Annotated in this window: 18 protein-coding genes, 2 pseudogenes and 1 other annotated feature (1 of these 21 running past the window's edge); of the genes and pseudogenes, 7 read left to right on the top strand and 13 right to left on the bottom strand. The window is 54.7% G+C overall.

Features of this window, described 5'->3' with window-relative positions; all coding sequences use genetic code 11:
• Positions 1–73: 73 nt before the first annotated feature.
• The 4 genes and pseudogenes from AC4OVU_RS22555 to AC4OVU_RS22540 all read right to left on the bottom strand — a co-directional run.
• A complete protein-coding gene (locus AC4OVU_RS22555) occupies positions 74–553 on the bottom strand; it encodes an Hcp family type VI secretion system effector (RefSeq protein ID WP_032668901.1) in 480 nt (159 codons plus the stop codon).
• Positions 554–748: 195 nt separating this feature from the next.
• Entirely contained in the window at positions 749–1204 is a 456-nt protein-coding gene (locus AC4OVU_RS22550) for a hypothetical protein (protein WP_491928785.1), read from the bottom strand.
• A 6-nt stretch (positions 1205–1210) separates the two neighbouring features.
• Positions 1211–2236: an IS630 family transposase gene (locus tag AC4OVU_RS22545; protein ID WP_040118421.1), complete on the bottom strand. Its 1026-nt coding sequence runs from the start codon at positions 2234–2236 to the stop codon at positions 1211–1213.
• A gap of 54 nt (positions 2237–2290) precedes the next feature.
• Positions 2291–2560: pseudogene (locus AC4OVU_RS22540) on the bottom strand (hypothetical protein); the annotation flags it as partial.
• 726 nt (positions 2561–3286) lie between these two features.
• Between AC4OVU_RS22540 and tisB the strand changes: the two are divergent.
• The 4 genes from tisB to emrD all read left to right on the top strand — a co-directional run bounded on the left by tisB (position 3287) and on the right by emrD (position 6143).
• The gene (gene tisB / locus AC4OVU_RS22535; RefSeq protein ID WP_017383683.1) at positions 3287–3376 is read left to right on the top strand and encodes a type I toxin-antitoxin system toxin TisB; all 90 of its coding nucleotides are present in this window, start codon (positions 3287–3289) and stop codon (positions 3374–3376) included.
• Positions 3377–3440: 64 nt separating this feature from the next.
• A complete protein-coding gene (locus tag AC4OVU_RS22530) occupies positions 3441–3887 on the top strand; it encodes a GNAT family N-acetyltransferase (protein ID WP_003861064.1) in 447 nt (148 codons plus the stop codon).
• Between the two features lie 62 nt (positions 3888–3949).
• Complete coding sequence (locus tag AC4OVU_RS22525; RefSeq protein ID WP_110292659.1) at positions 3950–4783, top strand: EamA family transporter; 834 nt, start codon at positions 3950–3952, stop codon at positions 4781–4783.
• A 175-nt stretch (positions 4784–4958) separates the two neighbouring features.
• On the top strand, positions 4959–6143 hold the full coding sequence (emrD, locus tag AC4OVU_RS22520; protein WP_040118260.1) for a multidrug efflux MFS transporter EmrD: 1185 nt from the start codon (positions 4959–4961) through the stop codon (positions 6141–6143).
• Here emrD and AC4OVU_RS22515 read toward each other — a convergent pair.
• Positions 6049–7134 (bottom strand): annotated as a pseudogene (locus AC4OVU_RS22515) (cellulase family glycosylhydrolase); the annotation flags it as partial. The gene emrD and the pseudogene AC4OVU_RS22515 overlap by 95 nt on opposite strands.
• Before the next feature lie 84 nt (positions 7135–7218).
• The gene (dsdC, locus tag AC4OVU_RS22510) at positions 7219–8145 is read right to left on the bottom strand and encodes a DNA-binding transcriptional regulator DsdC (RefSeq protein ID WP_491928804.1); all 927 of its coding nucleotides are present in this window, start codon (positions 8143–8145) and stop codon (positions 7219–7221) included.
• A 204-nt stretch (positions 8146–8349) separates the two neighbouring features.
• Between dsdC and dsdX the strand changes: the two genes are divergently transcribed.
• Both dsdX and dsdA read left to right on the top strand, forming a co-directional pair.
• Positions 8350–9687: a D-serine transporter DsdX gene (gene dsdX, locus AC4OVU_RS22505; RefSeq protein WP_023295668.1), complete on the top strand. Its 1338-nt coding sequence runs from the start codon at positions 8350–8352 to the stop codon at positions 9685–9687.
• Between the two features lie 17 nt (positions 9688–9704).
• Positions 9705–10991 (top strand): D-serine ammonia-lyase, encoded by a 1287-nt coding sequence (gene dsdA, locus AC4OVU_RS22500; protein WP_110292660.1) that lies wholly within the window; start codon positions 9705–9707, stop codon positions 10989–10991.
• 82 nt (positions 10992–11073) lie between these two features.
• Here dsdA and AC4OVU_RS22495 read toward each other — a convergent pair whose 3' ends face one another.
• The 4 genes from AC4OVU_RS22495 to AC4OVU_RS22480 all read right to left on the bottom strand — a co-directional run bounded on the left by AC4OVU_RS22495 (position 11074) and on the right by AC4OVU_RS22480 (position 14792).
• Positions 11074–11421, bottom strand: coding sequence for a DUF202 domain-containing protein (locus AC4OVU_RS22495; protein ID WP_017383689.1), 348 nt, complete (start codon positions 11419–11421; stop codon positions 11074–11076).
• Positions 11411–11758, bottom strand: coding sequence for a YidH family protein (locus tag AC4OVU_RS22490; RefSeq protein ID WP_003861080.1), 348 nt, complete (start codon positions 11756–11758; stop codon positions 11411–11413). Before AC4OVU_RS22490 ends, AC4OVU_RS22495 begins: the two co-directional genes overlap by 11 nt.
• A 92-nt stretch (positions 11759–11850) precedes the next feature.
• Positions 11851–13173, bottom strand: coding sequence for a 6-phospho-alpha-glucosidase (locus AC4OVU_RS22485; RefSeq protein ID WP_015570123.1), 1323 nt, complete (start codon positions 13171–13173; stop codon positions 11851–11853).
• On the bottom strand, positions 13170–14792 hold the full coding sequence (locus tag AC4OVU_RS22480) for an alpha-glucoside-specific PTS transporter subunit IIBC (RefSeq protein WP_017694019.1): 1623 nt from the start codon (positions 14790–14792) through the stop codon (positions 13170–13172). The genes AC4OVU_RS22485 and AC4OVU_RS22480 overlap by 4 nt, the downstream gene beginning before the upstream one ends.
• 222 nt (positions 14793–15014) lie before the next feature.
• Here AC4OVU_RS22480 and AC4OVU_RS22475 point away from each other — a divergent pair, with 222 nt between their 5' ends.
• On the top strand, positions 15015–15761 hold the full coding sequence (locus tag AC4OVU_RS22475) for a GntR family transcriptional regulator (RefSeq protein WP_017383690.1): 747 nt from the start codon (positions 15015–15017) through the stop codon (positions 15759–15761).
• Here the strand turns inward: AC4OVU_RS22475 and AC4OVU_RS22470 are convergent.
• From AC4OVU_RS22470 to ibpA, 3 genes are all read right to left on the bottom strand, one after another.
• Positions 15729–17390 carry a putative transporter gene (locus AC4OVU_RS22470; RefSeq protein ID WP_032103318.1) on the bottom strand — a complete coding sequence of 554 codons (1662 nt, stop codon included), beginning with the start codon at positions 17388–17390 and terminating at the stop codon, positions 15729–15731. The genes AC4OVU_RS22475 and AC4OVU_RS22470 overlap by 33 nt on opposite strands.
• Before the next feature lie 191 nt (positions 17391–17581).
• Positions 17582–18010, bottom strand: a complete 429-nt coding sequence (gene ibpB / locus AC4OVU_RS22465) for a small heat shock chaperone IbpB (RefSeq protein WP_015570126.1) — start codon at positions 18008–18010, stop codon at positions 17582–17584.
• Positions 18011–18146: 136 nt separating this feature from the next.
• Positions 18147–18557 (bottom strand): small heat shock chaperone IbpA, encoded by a 411-nt coding sequence (gene ibpA / locus AC4OVU_RS22460; protein ID WP_006177605.1) that lies wholly within the window; start codon positions 18555–18557, stop codon positions 18147–18149.
• Positions 18551–18574, bottom strand: a sequence feature (ROSE (Repression Of Heat Shock gene Expression) occurs in the 5'-region of heat shock genes and acts as an RNA thermometer to modulate expression.) (it continues 51 nt past the right edge of the window). It overlaps the preceding gene by 7 nt.

Below are 18574 nucleotides of genomic sequence, written 5' to 3'. Positions count from 1 at the left end.
ATACAAACACAGGTTTTCGGATGTGACAATGGAAATATTTTCATCTGCGCAAAAATGCGTCAGGGATCACGTTTCAGTACGTTGCTCGCTCATTCCAGGTGTCACTATAGATGACATTGCCGTCGCAATGCTTCCAGGTGATTTTCTCGTAGCGTATGAGAACCGTTTCAAGGTGGGTTCCGGTGTTTGCGCCGGGATACAGGTCTGGTGTGATTGAGGTTATTTTCACATTCTCCAGGAAGATATTAAAATACTCCTGTTCAAAACCCGCCTCATTAATCTGATACATCTTAATAGTGGCTGACTTGAGCGTTCTTCCCGTACTCAATGCGCGAAAGAGAAGCGGGGTTACACGATCAAATTCTTTTTGAAACATGATGGGCATGTGTATACGCGTACCCGTCAATTTCCCGGTATTCCCGTCGACCGGGACGTTGACATTATGAGTGAACGTTTTAAGTTCAATTGCACCTTCACGCCCTGACACAAGGCAAGGGCCAACCATGGGAGAACCATTTTCATCTGTTAAAAACAAATAAGCTGGGTTTGACATAAAAATCCTTTTAATAACATTTAATCGTATTTATCAAAGTGGCCAAAAATCATCGGGTGAACAATAATAAACACAACGATAGCAATGAATATTAGTAAGACCCAGTGGTCAGGTACCAACCACAGGAACAAAGAGGCGCACGCAAAAATATAAACAGGGAATAAAATATCCGTTAATAGAATTGATAACAGACTTTTAAACATGCTCCTTGCCCTTTAAGTCTTTATAAATTGCATCGAAATCCTTATAGAATCCCAACTGCACCTTCTTAATGAGTTCAGACAGGAAAGGCTCAAAAAAGTAGTAAAGCATCTCCAGTTGTGCGGCATAGAGGGTGGCGTAATACTTAGGGTCCAATGTTTTCAGGCGACGAGCAGCAAGAGCGCACTTCTGTTCCGTTCCAATCAATTGAAGCGCCATGACTACGTTAGGTACGCGGCGTGCAAGCCGTTCGACGACGATTTCAGACAGCAGGCCAGATTCGGAAAGGGATTTGGCCAGACCCCATGCTATCGCTAAACGCGCGGCCTTGCTGGTCGGTATGTTATTAACAAGCCCGGTTACTTTTGAATCCATCTTACGAACGCGATTGTTTTCATTTCCATTTTCAGAATCGGAAATAACACTTTCAAAATAAAGATATATACCCAATAAACCTCAAGATGCAGGTTTGAGCACCTGAAAATGATCGTTAATTCGGGACGTCAGAAAACCCGCTATCCCCGGTAACGTATGGCTGAAAAATTCAGATATTGCATCCCTGAACTCCCTGCTGTTGCTGAAGTAGCGGTTATTCCGGGCATGTTCGTTCATTAACTTCCACATTCGTTCTATCGGATTCAGGTTCGGGCTGTACGGCGGGAGGTAATGAAGTTTTATATTTACCACCTCCGCCCAGTCTTTCACTAACTGTGAACGGTGATAACCAGCACCATCCAGAATAACATGAACTTTCTGCTGATAATCTGGATAAATTTTACGTATCTCATTGAAAAAACGAGATACGTTGTATTCATTAACCGTTTTATATTCGCAGATTAGCGGATGTTCCGGGGCCTTCAGATTCAGCGCCCCCATGATATTCAGCCGTGTACGACTACCTGTTGTTTTTACCGCTTTTCTCTGGCCTTTACGTATCCAGCCATAACCTATTTTGGTGGCCTGAGTCGGATGGACAGCATCAATAAAAAGAACCGGTTCATCACCTGCGGTGGCTTTGAGTTCCTCATAATATTCAATGAATTGCTTTTGTTTCTCTTCACTGAATTTATGCGGGACGCCTGACGGTTTTTTATAGGTGAAGCCGTTCCGGTGCAGCCACTTATTCATTCCCGGAATGCTGAAAACGATGTTCCATGTCCGCGCGACAAACGCGACAATATCACGGGTATGGTAAAATAAATTGTCGGATAAGTGGCTGATTAAAAAAGCCGTTTGTTCAGCGCTGAGTTTGCTGTCTGAGCCGCCATTTTCGGGCTTCAGCTTGCCTTTGTTCAGAAACTCGCTGATATGGTGGTCAACAGTAGTCTGATGCAGGCGTAAAGCCTGAGCGATCATGGCCGAACTCCAGCCCTCGGAGGCCAGAAGAATGGCTTTAATGCGATCGCAAACGCGCTTATCACGACTGGAGTCATGAAGACGCTCAAGTTCAGCTTTTTGTTGGTCAGTGATAAAGATTTTCATGGGGACAGCATGATCTCCTGTTGCTGAAAAATCAAGCGTCTTCAATGATCACGGGTATAGCATGTGTGCTATTACATCGCGATAACGGTAAAGCGAGAGAATTGAGAGGTACATTCTCTTTTCTTCTGAGAGAAGCTCGTCACACACATCGTGATAGCTGGGGATTAAGCATGATGAGTACCAACTTACACGCTCAATTCCTGAGTAAATATCAGAGCCGATCCCCTGTAATGCTTTCCATGTCCCTGCTACGCCCTGCTGTCCATAAATAGCCAACTGCCTGTCGCTTTGGAACTTCATCTTTAAATAATCAGATGCCTGCATAATGTATCCATACTATGCGCGTGGTTATAGATAGTACAATGAAAAATCGAATAATTCAAATTAAGGAGGGTTAACCCCGCAAATATTTAAGGAAAATATAAATTAGTTCATTATTATTTACTGCAATTATAGTCGATACCATTTTTTCACTTTCAGAAGAGTATTGATGTCTGGAATGAGTTTATGTATTGAGAGACGTAAACTTGTATAAGTGGCCTAGAACCAGAACCACTGCTTATTAGAACTTATTAAATTAATCATTGAATCATACTGCATGCCAGCCGCACCCATTGCCAATAAGTCAACAAGCACCTTTTCTGGGCTGCCCTGAAAACAAAAAACCCCGCCTAAGCGAGGTTTTTATCAGGGTTTTGCGGTTGGTTGCCGCAGAACACACTGTGTTACGTCAACGCGAAAAGTATACGCGATCGAAGACGAACGCGCAATTCCGGCACGGATTTTGACGTTTTTGAGTATGGATCGCCTTCCAAATTTTGTCCATAAAATACTGTTCATACATACAGTATTTATCTATACTGAGGGTGTTCGCAGTGAGCGAGGGGGCCGCAGTTTACCGGCGCAACGAAGTCCTGGCTGAAACGGGTGGTGCCGTCAGTGCCTTAACCCCTGAAGTGAGCACACTGTGTTACGTCAATCCAGGTGCTGGCCACAGGCGGCGGAAAGGTACGCCAGCATCGTGCTCCTTTTAACCAAAAGGAGACGCGTATGAGCGTCGTGGATATGGTCATACTTGTCCTCAAACTCATTGTTGCTGTATTGCAACTGCTTGATGCTGTCCTGAAATACGTTCGGTGATTCAGGTTCAAGTCGCACCTGAGAGGGGCGGGCAACCGCCCCTCTTTAATAACGAGGGAATGCTATGTCGCGTCTGTTAATTGAGCCTGTCACGCCCGATGAACCCGGGTATATCGCCCTGAAGGCGGAGAGTATCGCGTTGAATTTCAATATGCTGCGCAGGCTGGAAGAGAACTGGCAGCGGGGTGAAAACCGCTTTAACGCGCCGGGTGAAAAACTGCTGGGGGCGTTTCTTAACGGCAGGCTGGTGGGCGTGTGCGGCCTTAATCGCGATCCGTTCAGCCAGCAGCCGCGCGCCGGACGTATTCGTCATCTCTACGTCAGCGAGAAGTGCCGTGGGCAGGGCATAGGCAAACAGCTTTTGACCGTGGTGATGGCGGATGCCAGCATCTGGTTTGATTTTCTTAATACCCATGCGCCGGAAACCGCGTACGGATTTTACCATCGGGCGGGCTTCAGGCTGGTGTCAGACGAACCCCGGGTGACGCACCGCCTTTTTTGCGCAGTGTAAGCGGCTGGCAGCATCGACGGGTGAATGTTACAGTTGGATGACATTTCACCAACCGATACGCCATGACCATCACCGTTTTCTGCATTTTACTGTTCGCCGCACTGCTGCATGCCAGCTGGAACGCCATCGTTAAAGCCGGAACGGATAAACTCTACTCGGCGATCGGAGTCAGCGGTTCAGCCGCGCTTATTGCCCTGATTTTACTGCCCTTCTCTCCTCAGCCAACTGCCGCAAGCTGGCCATATTTGTTCGTCTCCTGTGCGTTACAGGTGGTGTACACCGTGCTGGTAGCGAAGACCTATCAGGTCTCCGACATGAGCCAGACCTACCCCCTTATGCGCGGGACGGCTCCTCTGCTGGTGGCGCTGATCAGCGTATTAATGCTCGGGGATCATCTCTCCTGGCTTGCCTGGTCCGGCATTGGGGTCATTTGTCTGTCGATTCTGGCCATGGCGATGAACGGCCGCATGCAGTCACGCAAGGGGATCTGGCTGGCGCTGCTGAACGCCTGTTTTATCGCCGGGTATACCCTGGTGGACGGCACCGGTGTGCGACTCTCGGACACTGCGCTGGGCTATACGCTCTGGACCTTCTTCATGAACGGTTTCTGCCTGCTGAGCTGGGCAATGGTGGCGCGGCGTCGCGAAGCGTCCAGCTACCTGCGCCTGCACTGGAAAAAAGGGCTGCTCGGCGGCGTCGGGACGATGGGATCTTACGGTCTGGCACTCTGGGCGATGACCCAGGCACCGCTGGCTGTGGTCGCGGCACTGCGTGAAACCTCTATTCTCTTCGGCGCATTAATCGCATTTGTGCTTTTAAAAGAGAAGGTTGCCGGCCTGCGCATCGCGGCGGCACTGGGTATTGCTGCCGGTGCGGTCCTGCTGCGCCTGGCGTAATTCGCTGGCAACATTAGTTGCCGATCTTGTTTACAAATCCTGCCTTCACGTCTTCTGTCATTCATCACAGTAATGCTTAAATTGTCATCTCTCTGTGGTAGATTCCTCGCGCATTTATGGGAATGCGTAGTCACTTATTCTTTATTTATCTCTTTTGGCAAAAGTATTCAGCGACATGAAAAAGCAACGGAACGTGAACTTATTGTTGATGCTGGTGTTACTGGTGGCCGTCGGGCAGATGGCACAAACCATCTACATTCCGGCGATTGCCGATATGGCAAAAGATCTGAGCGTCCGCGAAGGTGCAGTCCAGAGCGTGATGGCAGCCTATCTGCTGACCTATGGCGTTTCACAGCTGGTTTATGGTCCCCTGTCCGATCGCGTCGGGCGTCGTCCGGTTATTCTGGTGGGCATGAGCATTTTCATGGTAGCGACGGTGATTGCCATTACCACTCACAGCCTGACCGTCCTGATTGCCGCCAGCGCCCTTCAGGGCGTGGGCACCGGCGTTGGCGGGGTTATGGCGCGTACCCTGCCGCGTGATATGTACCAGGGCACACAGCTTCGTCACGCCAACAGTCTGTTAAATATGGGTATTCTGGTCAGCCCGCTGCTGGCCCCGCTGATTGGGGGTCTGCTGGACACCGTCTGGTCCTGGCGCGCCTGTTACGCCTTCCTGCTGGTGCTGTGCATTATTGTCACCTTCAGCATGGCGCGCTGGATGCCGGAAACCCGCCCAAAAGACGCGCCGCGCACGAAGCTCATCGCCAGCTACAAAACGCTGTTCGGTAATGGGTCCTTTACCTGTTATCTGTTGATGCTAATCGGCGGCCTGGCGGGAATTGCGGTGTTTGAAGCCTGTTCCGGCGTGCTGCTGGGCGCAGGCCTTGGCCTGAGCAGCATGGTGGTGAGTATTCTGTTTATTCTGCCGATCCCGGCGGCGTTCTTTGGCGCATGGTTCGCCGGACGTCCGAACAAGCGTTTCTCCACGCTGATGTGGCAGTCGGTGATCAGCTGTCTGCTGGCCGGGCTGATGATGTGGATCCCGGGGCTGTTTGACGTGATGTCGGTCTGGACGTTGCTCATCCCGGCAGCGCTGTTCTTCTTCGGCGCGGGCATGCTGTTTCCCCTCGCCACCAGCGGCGCGATGGAGCCGTTCCCGTTCCTCGCAGGCACGGCAGGCGCGCTGGTGGGCGGTTTGCAGAACATCGGTTCCGGCGCGCTGGCCTGGCTTTCGGCTATGATGCCGCAGACCGGGCAGGCGAGTTTGGGCCTGCTGATGACGCTAATGGGGCTGCTGATTTTGCTGTGCTGGCTGCCGCTGGCGTCGCGTGCCTCGCATCACGAACAGCCGGTTTAACCGCATGATGGCCCGGCTTCTCGCCGGGCTTTTCACAGACGGGCGCAATCATCGCCTGCAATAGCCGCTCTGGGGCAGGCCGCCACGCCCCCTCTTCCCCGTCATAAAACTGAATATCGGCGTTTATCGCATACGGGATGTTGGCCTGTTGCAGCTCGCACGCCATAAACGTGGCAAACGCCATCTGCGAGGCGGTTGGCGTCAGGCTTTTCGATTCGCCCACGCCCCAGCCGCCAACCCAGCTCACGTGCCCGGTTTTTTGCTGCCAGTGCAGCGCGGCGTTGATTCGGTTACGGATAGCCGCTTTCTCAGCCGCGGTTCCGGACGTCCACGGGTATTTGCCGTTCGTTTTCAGCGGACCCCAGGGGAAAATATGCCACTCCGCCAGCAGGTAATTCTGGCTGTGCGCGGGCAGCTTCAGGCTGGATAAATCCTCCGGCGCGGCGCGCAGACGAGGGGCGATAAAAATCATGCGGCTGGCATCAATGGCGTGAATGTCTTTGATCGCTTTCTCATACACCCGGTTGAGCGAAGCAACGTTGTGGTTGAGCTTGTCCGCCGGTTCGTAGATCAGGTCAAAGCCCAGCAACGGCGAGCGCTGACCAAAATAGTGCGCCACGGCAATCCACCAGTTAATCACCTCTTTTTCGGTATCCGCTTTCGGGTCGTTTTTATATTCATCGGCCTGATAAGCGATGATGGGGATGACGCCGTATTGCTCACAGGCCTCCACCAGCTTACGCAGGTGAATCAGCCGCGCTTCCGTCGGTTCGCCCGCCACCCGGATACGGACATGGTGTATGCCTTTCACCTGAAAATCACGGACCACCAGCGGGTCGAACTCGCGGATACCGCGCTCGGTGCGTGCCCAGTCGACATCCATTCCGACGCCCAGCATCTGCGCGTAACGGGCAGCCGTCAGCGGCGGCTCAGCGGCAATCGCCCAGCCGGAAGAGAGTAAGATCGCAGTGGCAATAAAAGGCTTTAACACGGTTTACCCTGGATAAATCAAAAGCATTACCTGTATTTAGCACGCTTTTTCACATTTGGTGTAGAGCGAAAGCGTAATAATTCTTCAACCCGCCAGTTCTCTTAGCCAGCCGATAAAGGCGTCAATTTTCGGCCACTGACGGCCGGGAAGCGTTGAGACGTAATAATGCTGATGGCACTTGAGAGTTTTCCCATCAAAGGGTGCGATCAACTCCCCTCGTTCGAGATGTTTTTGCACCAGCCGCTTTCTCCCCATCGCCACCCCCACATTATTCATGGCCGCGATAATGGCTAAATCAGAGCGATCGAAGCCAATACCCGATGACAACGGCATATTCGCCGCGTAATGCTGCGCCCAGCTCAGCCACTCATCCGTACCGGAATCATTGCTCCAGGCCTGACGGTCGTGCAGTAACGTGCAGTGGCTGAGGTTATGAGGGTTTTTCAGCAGTTCATGCTCCCGGGCATACGCCGGCGAGCAGACGGGCAAAATCTCTTCATCCATCAAAAAGTGATGAGAAAGGTGGTTTGGCGGCGTATCGTCGAAATAGAGCGCCAGATCGATGCCGGTTCGCTGCATGTTGACGTAATCATTACCAGTCAGAATAGTAAGTGAAATCGACGGGTAGCGGCGGGTAAAATCCCCCAGCATCGGCACCAGCCAGCACTGGGCGATCGACGGCCGGGAGTACACCGTTAGCGTACCTGACAGCGCCTGGTTTTTAATATCCAGGATCTCCTGATTCAGGGTGTCGAGGGACGATTTCAGCGTCCAGTAAACGCGCTTGCCTTCCTGCGTCAGCTCCACTTTACGGTGTGAGCGGACAAACAGCTGAATGCCCAGCTCCTCTTCCAGCAGATTTATGCGGTGGCTCACCGCGCTGGGGCTGAGCGACAGCTCCGCCGCCGCCAGCGCGAAGGACTCATGCCGGGCGGCCACTTCAAAGGTGTACATTTTCGACAGTTGCCAGCCGTTTAACAGCCGGTTTCTGCCTTCATTCGCATCGGTCATCACAATTCCCATACGTAATTTCTGCGTTCAGCATACCGCTCAAGAATGAATTTATGTGAACCTAATACGAGTTAAGTGCGCTTTTTAGAACACAGTCACTCAGTTGATCCAATCTGGCTCATCTGAACGCCAATTTATATCGTTTGTCAGCCCACGCCGTTTTTTCGTCCAATACCCCCAGATGACATAAGGGTGAGGTGAGATATGGGATCTCAGGTCTGGGTTGTGGCAACGCTGCTTGTCAGCATCGTATTGATTGTTTTAACCATCGTAAAACTGAAGTTTCACCCGTTCCTCGCGCTGCTGCTGGCAAGCTTTTTCGTCGGCGCGATGATGGGGATGAGCCCGCTGGATATGGTGAACGCCATTGAGAGCGGGATTGGCGGTACGCTGGGCTTCCTGGCGGCGGTTATCGGTCTTGGCACTATTCTCGGCAAAATGATGGAAGTCTCCGGCGCGGCAGAGCGCATCGGGATTACGTTGCAGCGCTGCCGCTGGCTGTCGGCGGACGTGATTATGGTCCTGGTCGGCCTGATCTGCGGCATTACGCTGTTTGTGGAAGTGGGCGTGGTACTGCTGATCCCGCTGGCGTTTTCCATCGCCAAAAAGACCAACACGTCGCTGCTCAAGCTGGCCATTCCGCTCTGTACCGCACTAATGGCAGTGCACTGCGTGGTGCCTCCGCATCCGGCCGCGCTGTTTGTCACCAATAAATTAGGGGCGGACGTCGGGACGGTGATTGTCTACGGTCTGATGGTGGGCCTGATGGCGTCTCTGGTTGGCGGCCCGCTGTTCCTGAAGCTGCTCGGCGATCGTCTGCCCTATAAGCCGGTTCCGGCGGAATTTTCAGACCTGAAGGTGCGGGAAGAACACACGCTGCCGTCGCTGAGCGCCACGCTGTTCACCGTGCTGCTGCCGATTGCCCTGATGCTGGTGAAAACCATTGCCGAGCTGAACATGGCAAAAGAAGGCTCGCTGTATACCCTGCTGGAGTTTATCGGCAACCCCATCACCGCGATGTTTATCGCCGTGTTTTTTGCCTACTACCTGCTGGGGATCCGCCAGCACATGGGCATGGGCGCAATGCTGACCCATACGGAGCACGGCTTTGGCTCTATCGCCAACATTTTGCTGATTATCGGCGCGGGCGGCGCGTTCAACGCCATCCTTAAAACTAGCGGTCTGGCGGAGACGCTGGCGCATATTCTCTCGAACCTGCATATGCACCCTATCCTTCTCGCCTGGCTGGTGGCACTGGTGCTGCACGCCGCCGTCGGTTCGGCAACGGTAGCGATGATGGGTGCCACGGCGATAGTGGCGCCGATGCTGCCGCTCTACCCGAACGTAAGCCCGGAGATCATCACCATTGCCATCGGGTCCGGCGCTATTGGCTGCACGATCGTGACCGATTCTCTCTTCTGGCTGGTGAAGCAATACTGCGGCGCGACCCTGAACGAGACCTTCAAATACTATACGACGGCGACGTTTATCGCCTCGGTGCTTGCACTTGGCAGCACATTCCTGCTTTCTTTCATTATCTGAGCGCGAAGAGACGTATTATGGAAAACGCAACTATCACTACTTTAACCGCACAGTTTCCTCTGGTTGAGGATCTGATTGCCCTGAAAGAAACCACCTGGCTTAACCCGCGCACCACGACGCTGGCGGAAGGATTGCCGTATGTCGGGCTGACCAAAGCCGACGTGGACGACGCGCACGCGCGCCTGAAACGCTTTGCGCCGTATCTGGCGAAAGCGTTCCCGGAAACGGCGGCAACGGGCGGGATTATCGAATCCGACCTGGTCGCGATCCCGGCGATGCAGGCGCGGCTGGAGAAAGAGTCCGGTAAGGCCATTCCAGGCACGCTGCTGCTGAAAAAAGACAGCCATCTGCCGATTTCCGGCTCGATCAAAGCGCGCGGCGGCATCTATGAGGTGCTGACTCATGCGGAGAAACTGGCGCTGGACGCCGGGTTGCTGAGCCTTGAAGACGACTACAGCGTTCTGCTGGAGCCGCGCTTTAAGAACTTCTTCAGCCAGTACAGCATCGCGGTGGGCTCAACCGGCAACCTGGGGATGTCCATCGGCATTATGAGCGCCCGCATTGGCTTTAAGGTGACGGTGCATATGTCCGCCGACGCCCGCGAGTGGAAGAAAGCCAAACTGCGCAGCCACGGCGTGATCGTCGTGGAATATGAGCAGGATTACGGCGTGGCGGTGGAGCAGGGACGCAAAGCGGCGGAAAGCGATCCGAACTGTTTCTTCATTGACGATGAAAACTCCCGTACGCTGTTCCTGGGCTATGCGGTTGCTGGCGAGCGCCTGAAGGCGCAGTTTGCCGAGCAGGGCCGCGTGGTGGATGCCGATCATCCCCTGTACGTCTATCTGCCGTGCGGCGTCGGCGGTGGTCCCGGCGGCGTGGCGTTTGGCCTGAAGCTGGCCTTTGGCGATAACGTCCACTGCTTCTTCGCGGAGCCAACGCACTCACCATGTATGCTGCTGGGCGTTTATACCGGGCTGCACGATGAGATTGCGGTGCAGGATCTGGGCATTGATAACGTGACGGCGGCGGACGGTCTGGCGGTAGGGCGTGCGTCCGGCTTCGTGGGCCGCGCGATGGAGCGCCTGCTCGACGGGTTCTATACCCTCTCCGATCAAAGCATGTACGACATGCTCGGCTGGCTGGCGCAGGAGGAAGGGATTCGCCTGGAGCCGTCGGCGCTGGCGGGGATGGCCGGGCCGCTGCGCGTGCAGGCGGATGCCAACCCCACGCACCTGGTCTGGGCGACCGGCGGCGGCATGGTGCCGGAGGATGAGATGGCGAAGTATTTAGCTAAAGGGAAGTAATTATGCCGGGTGGCGGCTACGCCTTACCCGGCCTACAGTTCGCGGCAGTTGTAGGCCCGGTAAGGCGCAGCCGCCACCGGGCTTATAAGCTCATAATTTGCTGAATGTGAGTAACTGCAAAGAGTAAAGACAGAGACAGCACAGCCAACGCAATCAGGAACTTATCCCGCACCGCTTTCGGCTGCGCAAAGTCGTTCTGCGCCACGTCCATCAGGTTACGGCTGCGGGTGTAGCGCCATAAAATGACGGCTACCAGCGCCAGCACAACAATGGAGATCCAGAATGGCGCCCCCGTGCGGTGCCAGTTGTGCTTAATGGCAAGAGCGATCAGCGCGCCATACCCCAGCAGCGTGCGCAGCCAGGCCAGCGAGGTTCGCTCCGGCTGAAGCCCGGGGTCCGCTTCCCGCCGTGCTTTGCGGCTATCCGGCATACAACACCAGTAACATCACTACGCCCGCAACCATCAGCAAAATCGTACTAATGATGAGCAAGCCGCGCGTGTAGGGGAGATCCTGCTTCAGACGCATCGCCTTTTCATTTCTAAGCCAGCGCAGATAGCCATAAATCGCCAGCACACCGGCAATCAGGCACAGCAGCAGGGCCAGCACTTCGCGAATCAACGGGGTGGCAAAATCGGGGGCGAGCTGATCAAGACCGACACCTGCGGCCAGAAAGCCCAGGGCGGTGCGGATCCACGCTAAGAACGTGCGTTCGTTAGCCAGTGAGAAGCGGTAGTCCGGTGCTTCACCGAGGCGGGAAATGTTCATGAAGGTTCCTTGTCGTGCTGCATGCAGGCTTCAGCATAGCGTAATTCAGCCAGGACAAGGAGACCGGCATCTGGCGATGCCGGTCAGGAAAATTAATGCAGTTCCGGCCAGTACTCTTTGTTGGCTTCAATCAGATCGTCCAGAATCGCCTTCGCCACCGACGCGCTCGGTACGGTTTTCGACAGGGTAATCGCCTGCCATAGTTTCTGATACGAGCGCTGCTCCCAGGCGTCCACCACCAGTTTTTCCACCGCCACCTGCTGGCTCATGAGCCCTTTCTGGAAGTGCGGAATATCACCAACGGTCAGCGGCTCCGGTCCGTTGTGGCCGACCAGACAAGGGATTTCTACCATCGCGTCGGCGTCAAAATTATGGATAGCCCCATTGTTAGGCACAATCAGCAGCATACGTTCCTGGGTATTAAAGGCGATCGCGGTCGCCAGATCGACGATGTACGACGCATGTTCGTCGATTTCCAGTTCACCGGCAGAAGAATGACCGGCTTCGATAATCGCCCGGCATGAACTGAATACATGCTTCTCACGGTGATCCATCACTTCATTGGCGCGGGTACGCTCCGGGTTGGAATGGGCGACCACATAGTCCGGGAACAGGTAATACTTCAGGTAGGTGTTCGGCATGGTGTCCGGATCCAGCGCCTGTACGTCTTTAGCCTTGGCGAAAGTATCATTCCAGCTCGCTTCAGTATGCGCATCTTCCGAAGGCGGAACATAACCGTTTTTCGCCACGTATTCGCGCAGTTTCGGCATCAGATCGTTGCCGTTCAGATCTTCAATCGACGTCCACCAGCCGAAGTGGTTCAGACCGTAGTAGCGCACGCGCATCTCTTTGCGGTCTTTCAGACCGACGATTTGCGCCATACGTCCTTCAATGCCGATCGGCATGTCGCAGATGTTGAGAATTTTCGCGTTCGGACGCAGGCGGCGCGTGGCTTCCGCGACAATCGCCGCCGGGTTGGAGTAGTTCAGCATCCACGCGTTCGGGGAGTACTGCTCCATGTAATCCACCAACTCCAGCACGCCGCCGATGGAGCGCATGCCGTAGGAGATGCCGCCCGGCCCGCACGTTTCCTGGCCCAACACGCCGTGGCGCAGCGGGATTTTTTCATCTTTTTCACGCATGGGGTATTTGCCCACGCGAATATGCGCCATCACGAAATCCACATCGGTAAAGGCCGCTTCAGGATCGGTGGTGTAACTAAATTCAATCTCCGGCGCCTGCTCCTTAAGGATGATTTTGCACGCCTCGGCGATGATCTCCTGACGTGCTCCGTCATTGTCATAGAACTTCAGCGCACGCAGCGGGAAACGGTCACGGTTGGCTAACAGCATCAGGACGATACCAGGCGTGAATGTACTGCCGCCGCCTGCAATAACAACTGAGAATTTTTTCATGATATAGCCTCTGTCAGAGTGGTTTGTTCGTTTGTTAAGGGGGTTTTCATCAGCGATTCCAGCTGGTCGCGCACCTGAGGAACGTGCAGACCGACAATCACCTGTATGCCGTTGCCGCGCCGCACCACACCGTGTGCGCCCAGGGCTTTGAAGACGTCGTCGCTTTGGGTTTTCGTCATATCCACCAGGGCGATACGCAAGCGGGTGGCGCAGTTATTGATACTTTCGATGTTTGCTGCGCCGCCGAGCGCCTGTAAGAACCCAGCAGCCTGCCCGACCTGCTGGCTGGCTGCCGCCGGGGCGGTGGTTTGCCCGCGCGCGGCCTTATAGTCGGCTTTGTTGTAGAGTTTGATTTCGCTCTCTTCCCGGCCCGGCGTTTTGAGATTCAGACGTTCGATAAGCGTTCTGAAGACCACGAAGTAGATCCCGGTGAAGCAGAGGCCGATGCCAATCTGGGTGAATACCGTCGAGGCGTGGTTATGGAACATCGGGATCCAGTTTTGCGGCAGGAACTGGTCCAGCAGACCGCCCCCCATGTTCCCCACCACCCCGAAGGTATACATCACCGTCGCCATCGTTGCGGCCAGCACGGCGTGGATGGCAAACAGCAACGGCGAGATAAACAGGAAGGTGAACTCCAGCGGTTCGGTAATGCCCACCAGCACGGCGGTAAGCGTGGCCGGGATCAGCAGACCTGCCACTTTGACGCGGTTCTCCGGCGACGCGGTATACCAGATAGCCAGCGCAATACCGACTGAGCCAAACACCTTAGAGTTGCCGTGCAGCGCGAATCCGCCCTCCGGAAACAGCGTTTTCAGCGGCACAGTGCTCTGGCTGAATTCCTGAAGGTGCTGTGCCCAGTAGACCTGAATGCCGCCTTCTACCGCAGCCGGGCCGAAGATAAACGGGCCGTAGACAAAGTGGTGCAATCCGGTTGGGATCAGAATGCGTTCCAGGAAGGTATAGACCCATACGCCCAGCGCACCAGCGGTACGTAGAAAGGCCTGCAACGACTCAATACCCATCTGCACTTTCGGCCATCCCAGCAGCGTCAGCCAGGCGCAGGGGATCATGACGAAGAACGCGAGGATAACGACAAACGAGGTGCCCTGGAAAATCCCCAGAAAGACCGGCAACGGCTTGTCGAAAAATCGATTGTGGATGGCGGTGACGAGCCCGGAAATGATAATCGCCCCGATGATGCTGGTATCAAGCGTTTTGATTCCGGCAATCATCGCCAGCCCGCTGCCGGCAGTGGGTTCAGCAGAGAAGTCGACGCCAAAGAAGTGACCCCAGGTCATCCCCATCGCGTTGATAAAGTAGTTCCAGGTCAGGAAGCTAATCAGCACCGCCAGACAGGCGCGGCCCTGCGCCTGCTTTGCCAGGCCAATCGGTAAGCCGACAGCAAAAATCAGCGGCATATTTCGGAACACCGCCCAGCCGCCCTCTTCGATGATGTGAACAATTTGCGCGAACAGATTATCCGGCGCGGTTAAGGCCTCACCGACAAACAGCGGATTGCGAAGCATGATGGCGATCCCAACCACGATCCCGGCAAAGGGAAACAGCAAAACCGGGGTGAACATGGCGCCGCCAAAACGTTGTATTTGACTGAGCATTTTTAAATCCTCATGAAACAACCTGTAGGGGATAGAGGCCTTTATGGTTTTTTACTGGCCTGAGGTGAGCATAAGAACTTACTGATGCAGCAACATGGTATGCCGCTGCGATTCGTGATCGCATTCATGGTTTTAATTTGACCAATCAGGTCTACTTTTTAAACTAAACATAGACAAGTTAAGACGTAATCCACGCCATGATGTGCGCAGAGAGGTCTACTGGTGATCTACAAATCAATTGCCGATCGGCTGCGGCTGCGGCTGAATTCCTCGGACTACAACATTGGTAGTCCGTTACCTGGAGAAAAAGCGCTGGCAAAGGAGTTTGGCGTAGCCCGGATGACCATCCGCAAGGCGCTGGATCTGCTGGTAAGCTGGGGGCTGGTTGAACGTCGACACGGCAGCGGGACGTTCGTGGCGCGCAAAGACGTTCATCATGAAACGACTAACCTGACCGGGCTGGTGGAGGTGCTGCGCCAGCAGGGGAAAGAAGTGCAGAGCAAGGTGTTGCAGTTTGAAGTGATGCCCGCGCCGCCCGCTATCGCCAGCCAGCTGCGGATTCAGGTTGATGAGCGGATCTATTTTTCAAGGCGGGTGCGTTACGTGGACGGAAAACCGCTGATGCTGGAGGACAGCTTTATGCCGGTGAAGCTGTTCCGCAATCTTTCCCTGGCGCATCTCGAAGGATCTAAGTTTGATTACATCGAGAAGGAATGCGGGATCACCATCAGCGGCAACTACGAGAGCCTGACGCCGGTGCTGGCAGATAAACAGCTGGCCGGTTATATGAATGTGCCGGAACAGACGCCGCTGCTGCGCATCACCTCCCTTTCCTACAGCGACAGCGGCGAGTTCCTCAATTATTCCGTGATGTTCCGGAACACCAGCGATTACCAGGTGGACTACCATTTGCGGCGTATCCACCCGGAAGACTTGTTAGCCCATCCCCCAGAACAGCACCGCCAGTAGCTGCGGGGTGATGATGCGCAGAAACATCACCAGCGGATAAACCGTGGCGTAGGACAACGCCGCCGCGCCGCTGGTGGCGTGCAGGTTGTTGGCGAACGCCAGCGCGGGCGGATCGGTCATGGAACCGGCCAGCATGCCGCACAGCGTGAGATAGTTCATTTTAGCGAAGATACGTGCCAGTAATCCGACCGTTATCAGTGGGATAGCGGTAATAAATATGCCGTATCCTACCCAGCTCATCCCTTCGCCGTTCACCAGAGTATCGACAAAATCGCCGCCGGATTTCAGCCCCACCACTGCCAGAAACAGCACGATGCCTAACTCCCGCAGCGCCAGGTTAGCGCTCGGCGGCATAAACCAGTAGAGCTTGCCGACAGAGCCGATACGCCCGAGAATCAGCGCCATAATGAGCGGCCCGCCTGCCAGACCCAGCTTCAGTGCTACCGGGAAGCCGGGCACGTACAGGGGGATGGAGCCAAGCATGACGCCAAGCCCGACGCCGATAAAGACCGGCAGCATCTGCACCTGCTGGAGTTTTTGCTGGGCGTTGCCTACCATGTCCGCTACGGCATCAATGGATGAGGGACGCCCGACGAGGTTGAGAATATCACCGAATTGCAGGCTGGCATCCTGGCTGGCCACCAGCTCGACACCGGCGCGGTTAAGCCGGGAGATCACCACGTCATAACGCTCTTTAACCTGCAAATCGCGTATTTTCTTGCCCAGGACTTTCTCATTGGTCACTACCACCCGCTCCACGCGCATGTCCGTTCCACGGGTTGAGAGTGATGTATCCACCTCCTGACCGATCACCAGCCGGGCATTGTTTAAATCCGCCGGTTGCCCTACCAGATGCAGGAGATCGCCGTGCTGAATAAGGGTATCCGGTGAAGGCACCATCAGCGTTTCATCACGTTTCAGGCGGGAACAGATAATGGTCGCGCTGTTCAGAATGGGAACATCCTGTATCGCCATATTGTTCAGGTTGGGGTTTTCGACGCGAATGTTGATGGTTTTAATGAGCGCATGGCCGTTGGTCAGCGTGCTTTCATGCTCTTTTGCCTCCTGCTCGACGTTAACGCGGAACAGCACGCGCACCAGCCACATCGAGAGCAAAATACCGCAAATGCCAAACGGATAGGCCATGGCGTAGCTCATCCCCATCTGATCGACGACATCAGCAGGGATACCCAGATCGCGCAGAATTTGCTGGCCCGCCCCGAGCGCGGGCGTATTCGTGACGGCGCCGGAGAAGATGCCCAGCACAACGGGCAGCGGAATCGCGAAGAGTTTATGCAGAATGGCGGTAACCAGCCCACCCATCACGACGATGCCGAAGGCAAAGAGATTAAGGCGTAAACCGGAGACGCGCAGGGAAGCGAAGAAGCCAGGTCCCACCTGAATACCGATGGTATACACAAAGAGGATCAGGCCGAACTCCTGGATGAAATGCAGCATATCGGCGCTGAGCACCCACCCAAGCTGGTCGGCAAAATGGCCGACAAAAATCCCGCCGAACAGCACCCCGCCGATGCCAAATCCGACGCCGCGGATTTTGATATTCCCCAGCCATAGCCCCACTACCGCGACAAGGGCCAACACGCTAACGGTTAACGCGATATCACTCATGATCCACATCCTGTGTATAACCATAGTTATGCTAAGGATTCTCTCAGAGCTGACGGCGGTTGTATGGGCGATGGCGCACAAAAAAGCCCTGCCGGGGCAGGGCTTCATGGCATCTGTGAGCGAGTCGGGTGGCGGCTGCGCCTTACCCGACCTACAGGATCGGCAGGTTTTCCACCCGGCAAAAACGTGGTTTAGCTGTTCAACGCCGGGCGTTCGCTAATGGCGATGCGCTGAGGCGCAATGGCTTCCGGCACGTTACGGGTGAGGTCAATGTTCAGCAGCCCGTTAGTGAACGTCGCGCCAGAAACTTCCATATGGTCTGCCAGGGTAAAGCTCAGGCTAAACGGCTGAGTGACAAGCCCCTGATGCAGCCATTTGGTCTCGGTGTCTGGTTTTTCCGGTGACCCTTTCACGGTCAGGCGCGTACCCTCCAGCTGGATGTCGAGATCTTCCTGGCGGAACCCGGCCAGCGCAAGCGTGATGCGGTAGTGGTTATCATCGCTTTTTTCGATGTTGTACGGCGGAAAGGTCTGCTGTTCGGTTGCGCTTTGCAGCGCGTTAGCCAGTTTGTCAAAACCTATCCACTGACGCAGCAGGGGGGATAAATCGTAGTTACGCATACTAAATCTCCTTCTGAGAAGCGAGTTCGGCACAGTTTAATTTTGTGCACAGTTGTACCTGCAAACCCTTGCGGATTCGCATATGCTCCCGTTACGGCAAGCAAGTTCGGGTGGGCCGCTCACGCGACCCGCGTAATTAGTTGATTTCGATACGACGCGGTTTTTTCTCTTCCGGAATCACACGTTCCAGTTCGATAAACAGCAGGCCGTTCACCAGGTTCGCGCCCTTGACGTGGATGTTCTCAGCCAGCTGGAACTTGCGCTCAAAGTTGCGCTCTGCGATGCCCTGGTAGAGGTAGGTTCGTTCTTTCTGCTCGGCCGTATGGGAGCCTTTCACCACCAGCAGATTGTCCTGCGCGGTGATCTCCAGTTCGCTCTCTGCGAAACCGGCAACAGCAATCGCAATGCGATAGTGGTTTTCGTCAACCAGTTCAACGTTGTAAGGAGGATAGCCGTTGCTCTGGCTCTGGTTGTTTTCTAAGTGGTTGAACAGACGATCGAAACCAATGGCAGAACGGTATAGCGGAGAGAGATCGAAATTACGCATGGATAAATGCTCCTGAA

This window comes from Enterobacter sp. 6722112, from assembly GCF_058661685.1.
This window is presented reverse-complemented; position numbering and strand designations above follow the sequence as displayed.

Coding starts and splice junctions, on each gene's coding strand:
- AC4OVU_RS22485 (WP_015570123.1), bottom strand. CDS start 13,173: ATGAAAAAATTCTCAGTTGTTATTGCAGGCGGCGGCAGTACATTCACG.
- emrD (WP_040118260.1), top strand. CDS start 4,959: ATGAAAAAGCAACGGAACGTGAACTTATTGTTGATGCTGGTGTTACTG.
- ibpB (WP_015570126.1), bottom strand. CDS start 18,010: ATGCGTAACTACGATTTATCCCCCCTGCTGCGTCAGTGGATAGGTTTT.
- AC4OVU_RS22480 (WP_017694019.1), bottom strand. CDS start 14,792: ATGCTCAGTCAAATACAACGTTTTGGCGGCGCCATGTTCACCCCGGTT.
- AC4OVU_RS22530 (WP_003861064.1), top strand. CDS start 3,441: ATGTCGCGTCTGTTAATTGAGCCTGTCACGCCCGATGAACCCGGGTAT.
- ibpA (WP_006177605.1), bottom strand. CDS start 18,557: ATGCGTAATTTCGATCTCTCTCCGCTATACCGTTCTGCCATTGGTTTC.
- AC4OVU_RS22495 (WP_017383689.1), bottom strand. CDS start 11,421: ATGCCGGATAGCCGCAAAGCACGGCGGGAAGCGGACCCCGGGCTTCAG.
- dsdC (WP_491928804.1), bottom strand. CDS start 8,145: ATGACCGATGCGAATGAAGGCAGAAACCGGCTGTTAAACGGCTGGCAA.
- AC4OVU_RS22545 (WP_040118421.1), bottom strand. CDS start 2,236: ATGAAAATCTTTATCACTGACCAACAAAAAGCTGAACTTGAGCGTCTT.
- AC4OVU_RS22490 (WP_003861080.1), bottom strand. CDS start 11,758: ATGAACATTTCCCGCCTCGGTGAAGCACCGGACTACCGCTTCTCACTG.
- AC4OVU_RS22470 (WP_032103318.1), bottom strand. CDS start 17,390: ATGAGTGATATCGCGTTAACCGTTAGCGTGTTGGCCCTTGTCGCGGTA.
- AC4OVU_RS22555 (WP_032668901.1), bottom strand. CDS start 553: ATGTCAAACCCAGCTTATTTGTTTTTAACAGATGAAAATGGTTCTCCC.
- tisB (WP_017383683.1), top strand. CDS start 3,287: ATGAGCGTCGTGGATATGGTCATACTTGTCCTCAAACTCATTGTTGCT.
- AC4OVU_RS22525 (WP_110292659.1), top strand. CDS start 3,950: ATGACCATCACCGTTTTCTGCATTTTACTGTTCGCCGCACTGCTGCAT.
- dsdA (WP_110292660.1), top strand. CDS start 9,705: ATGGAAAACGCAACTATCACTACTTTAACCGCACAGTTTCCTCTGGTT.
- dsdX (WP_023295668.1), top strand. CDS start 8,350: ATGGGATCTCAGGTCTGGGTTGTGGCAACGCTGCTTGTCAGCATCGTA.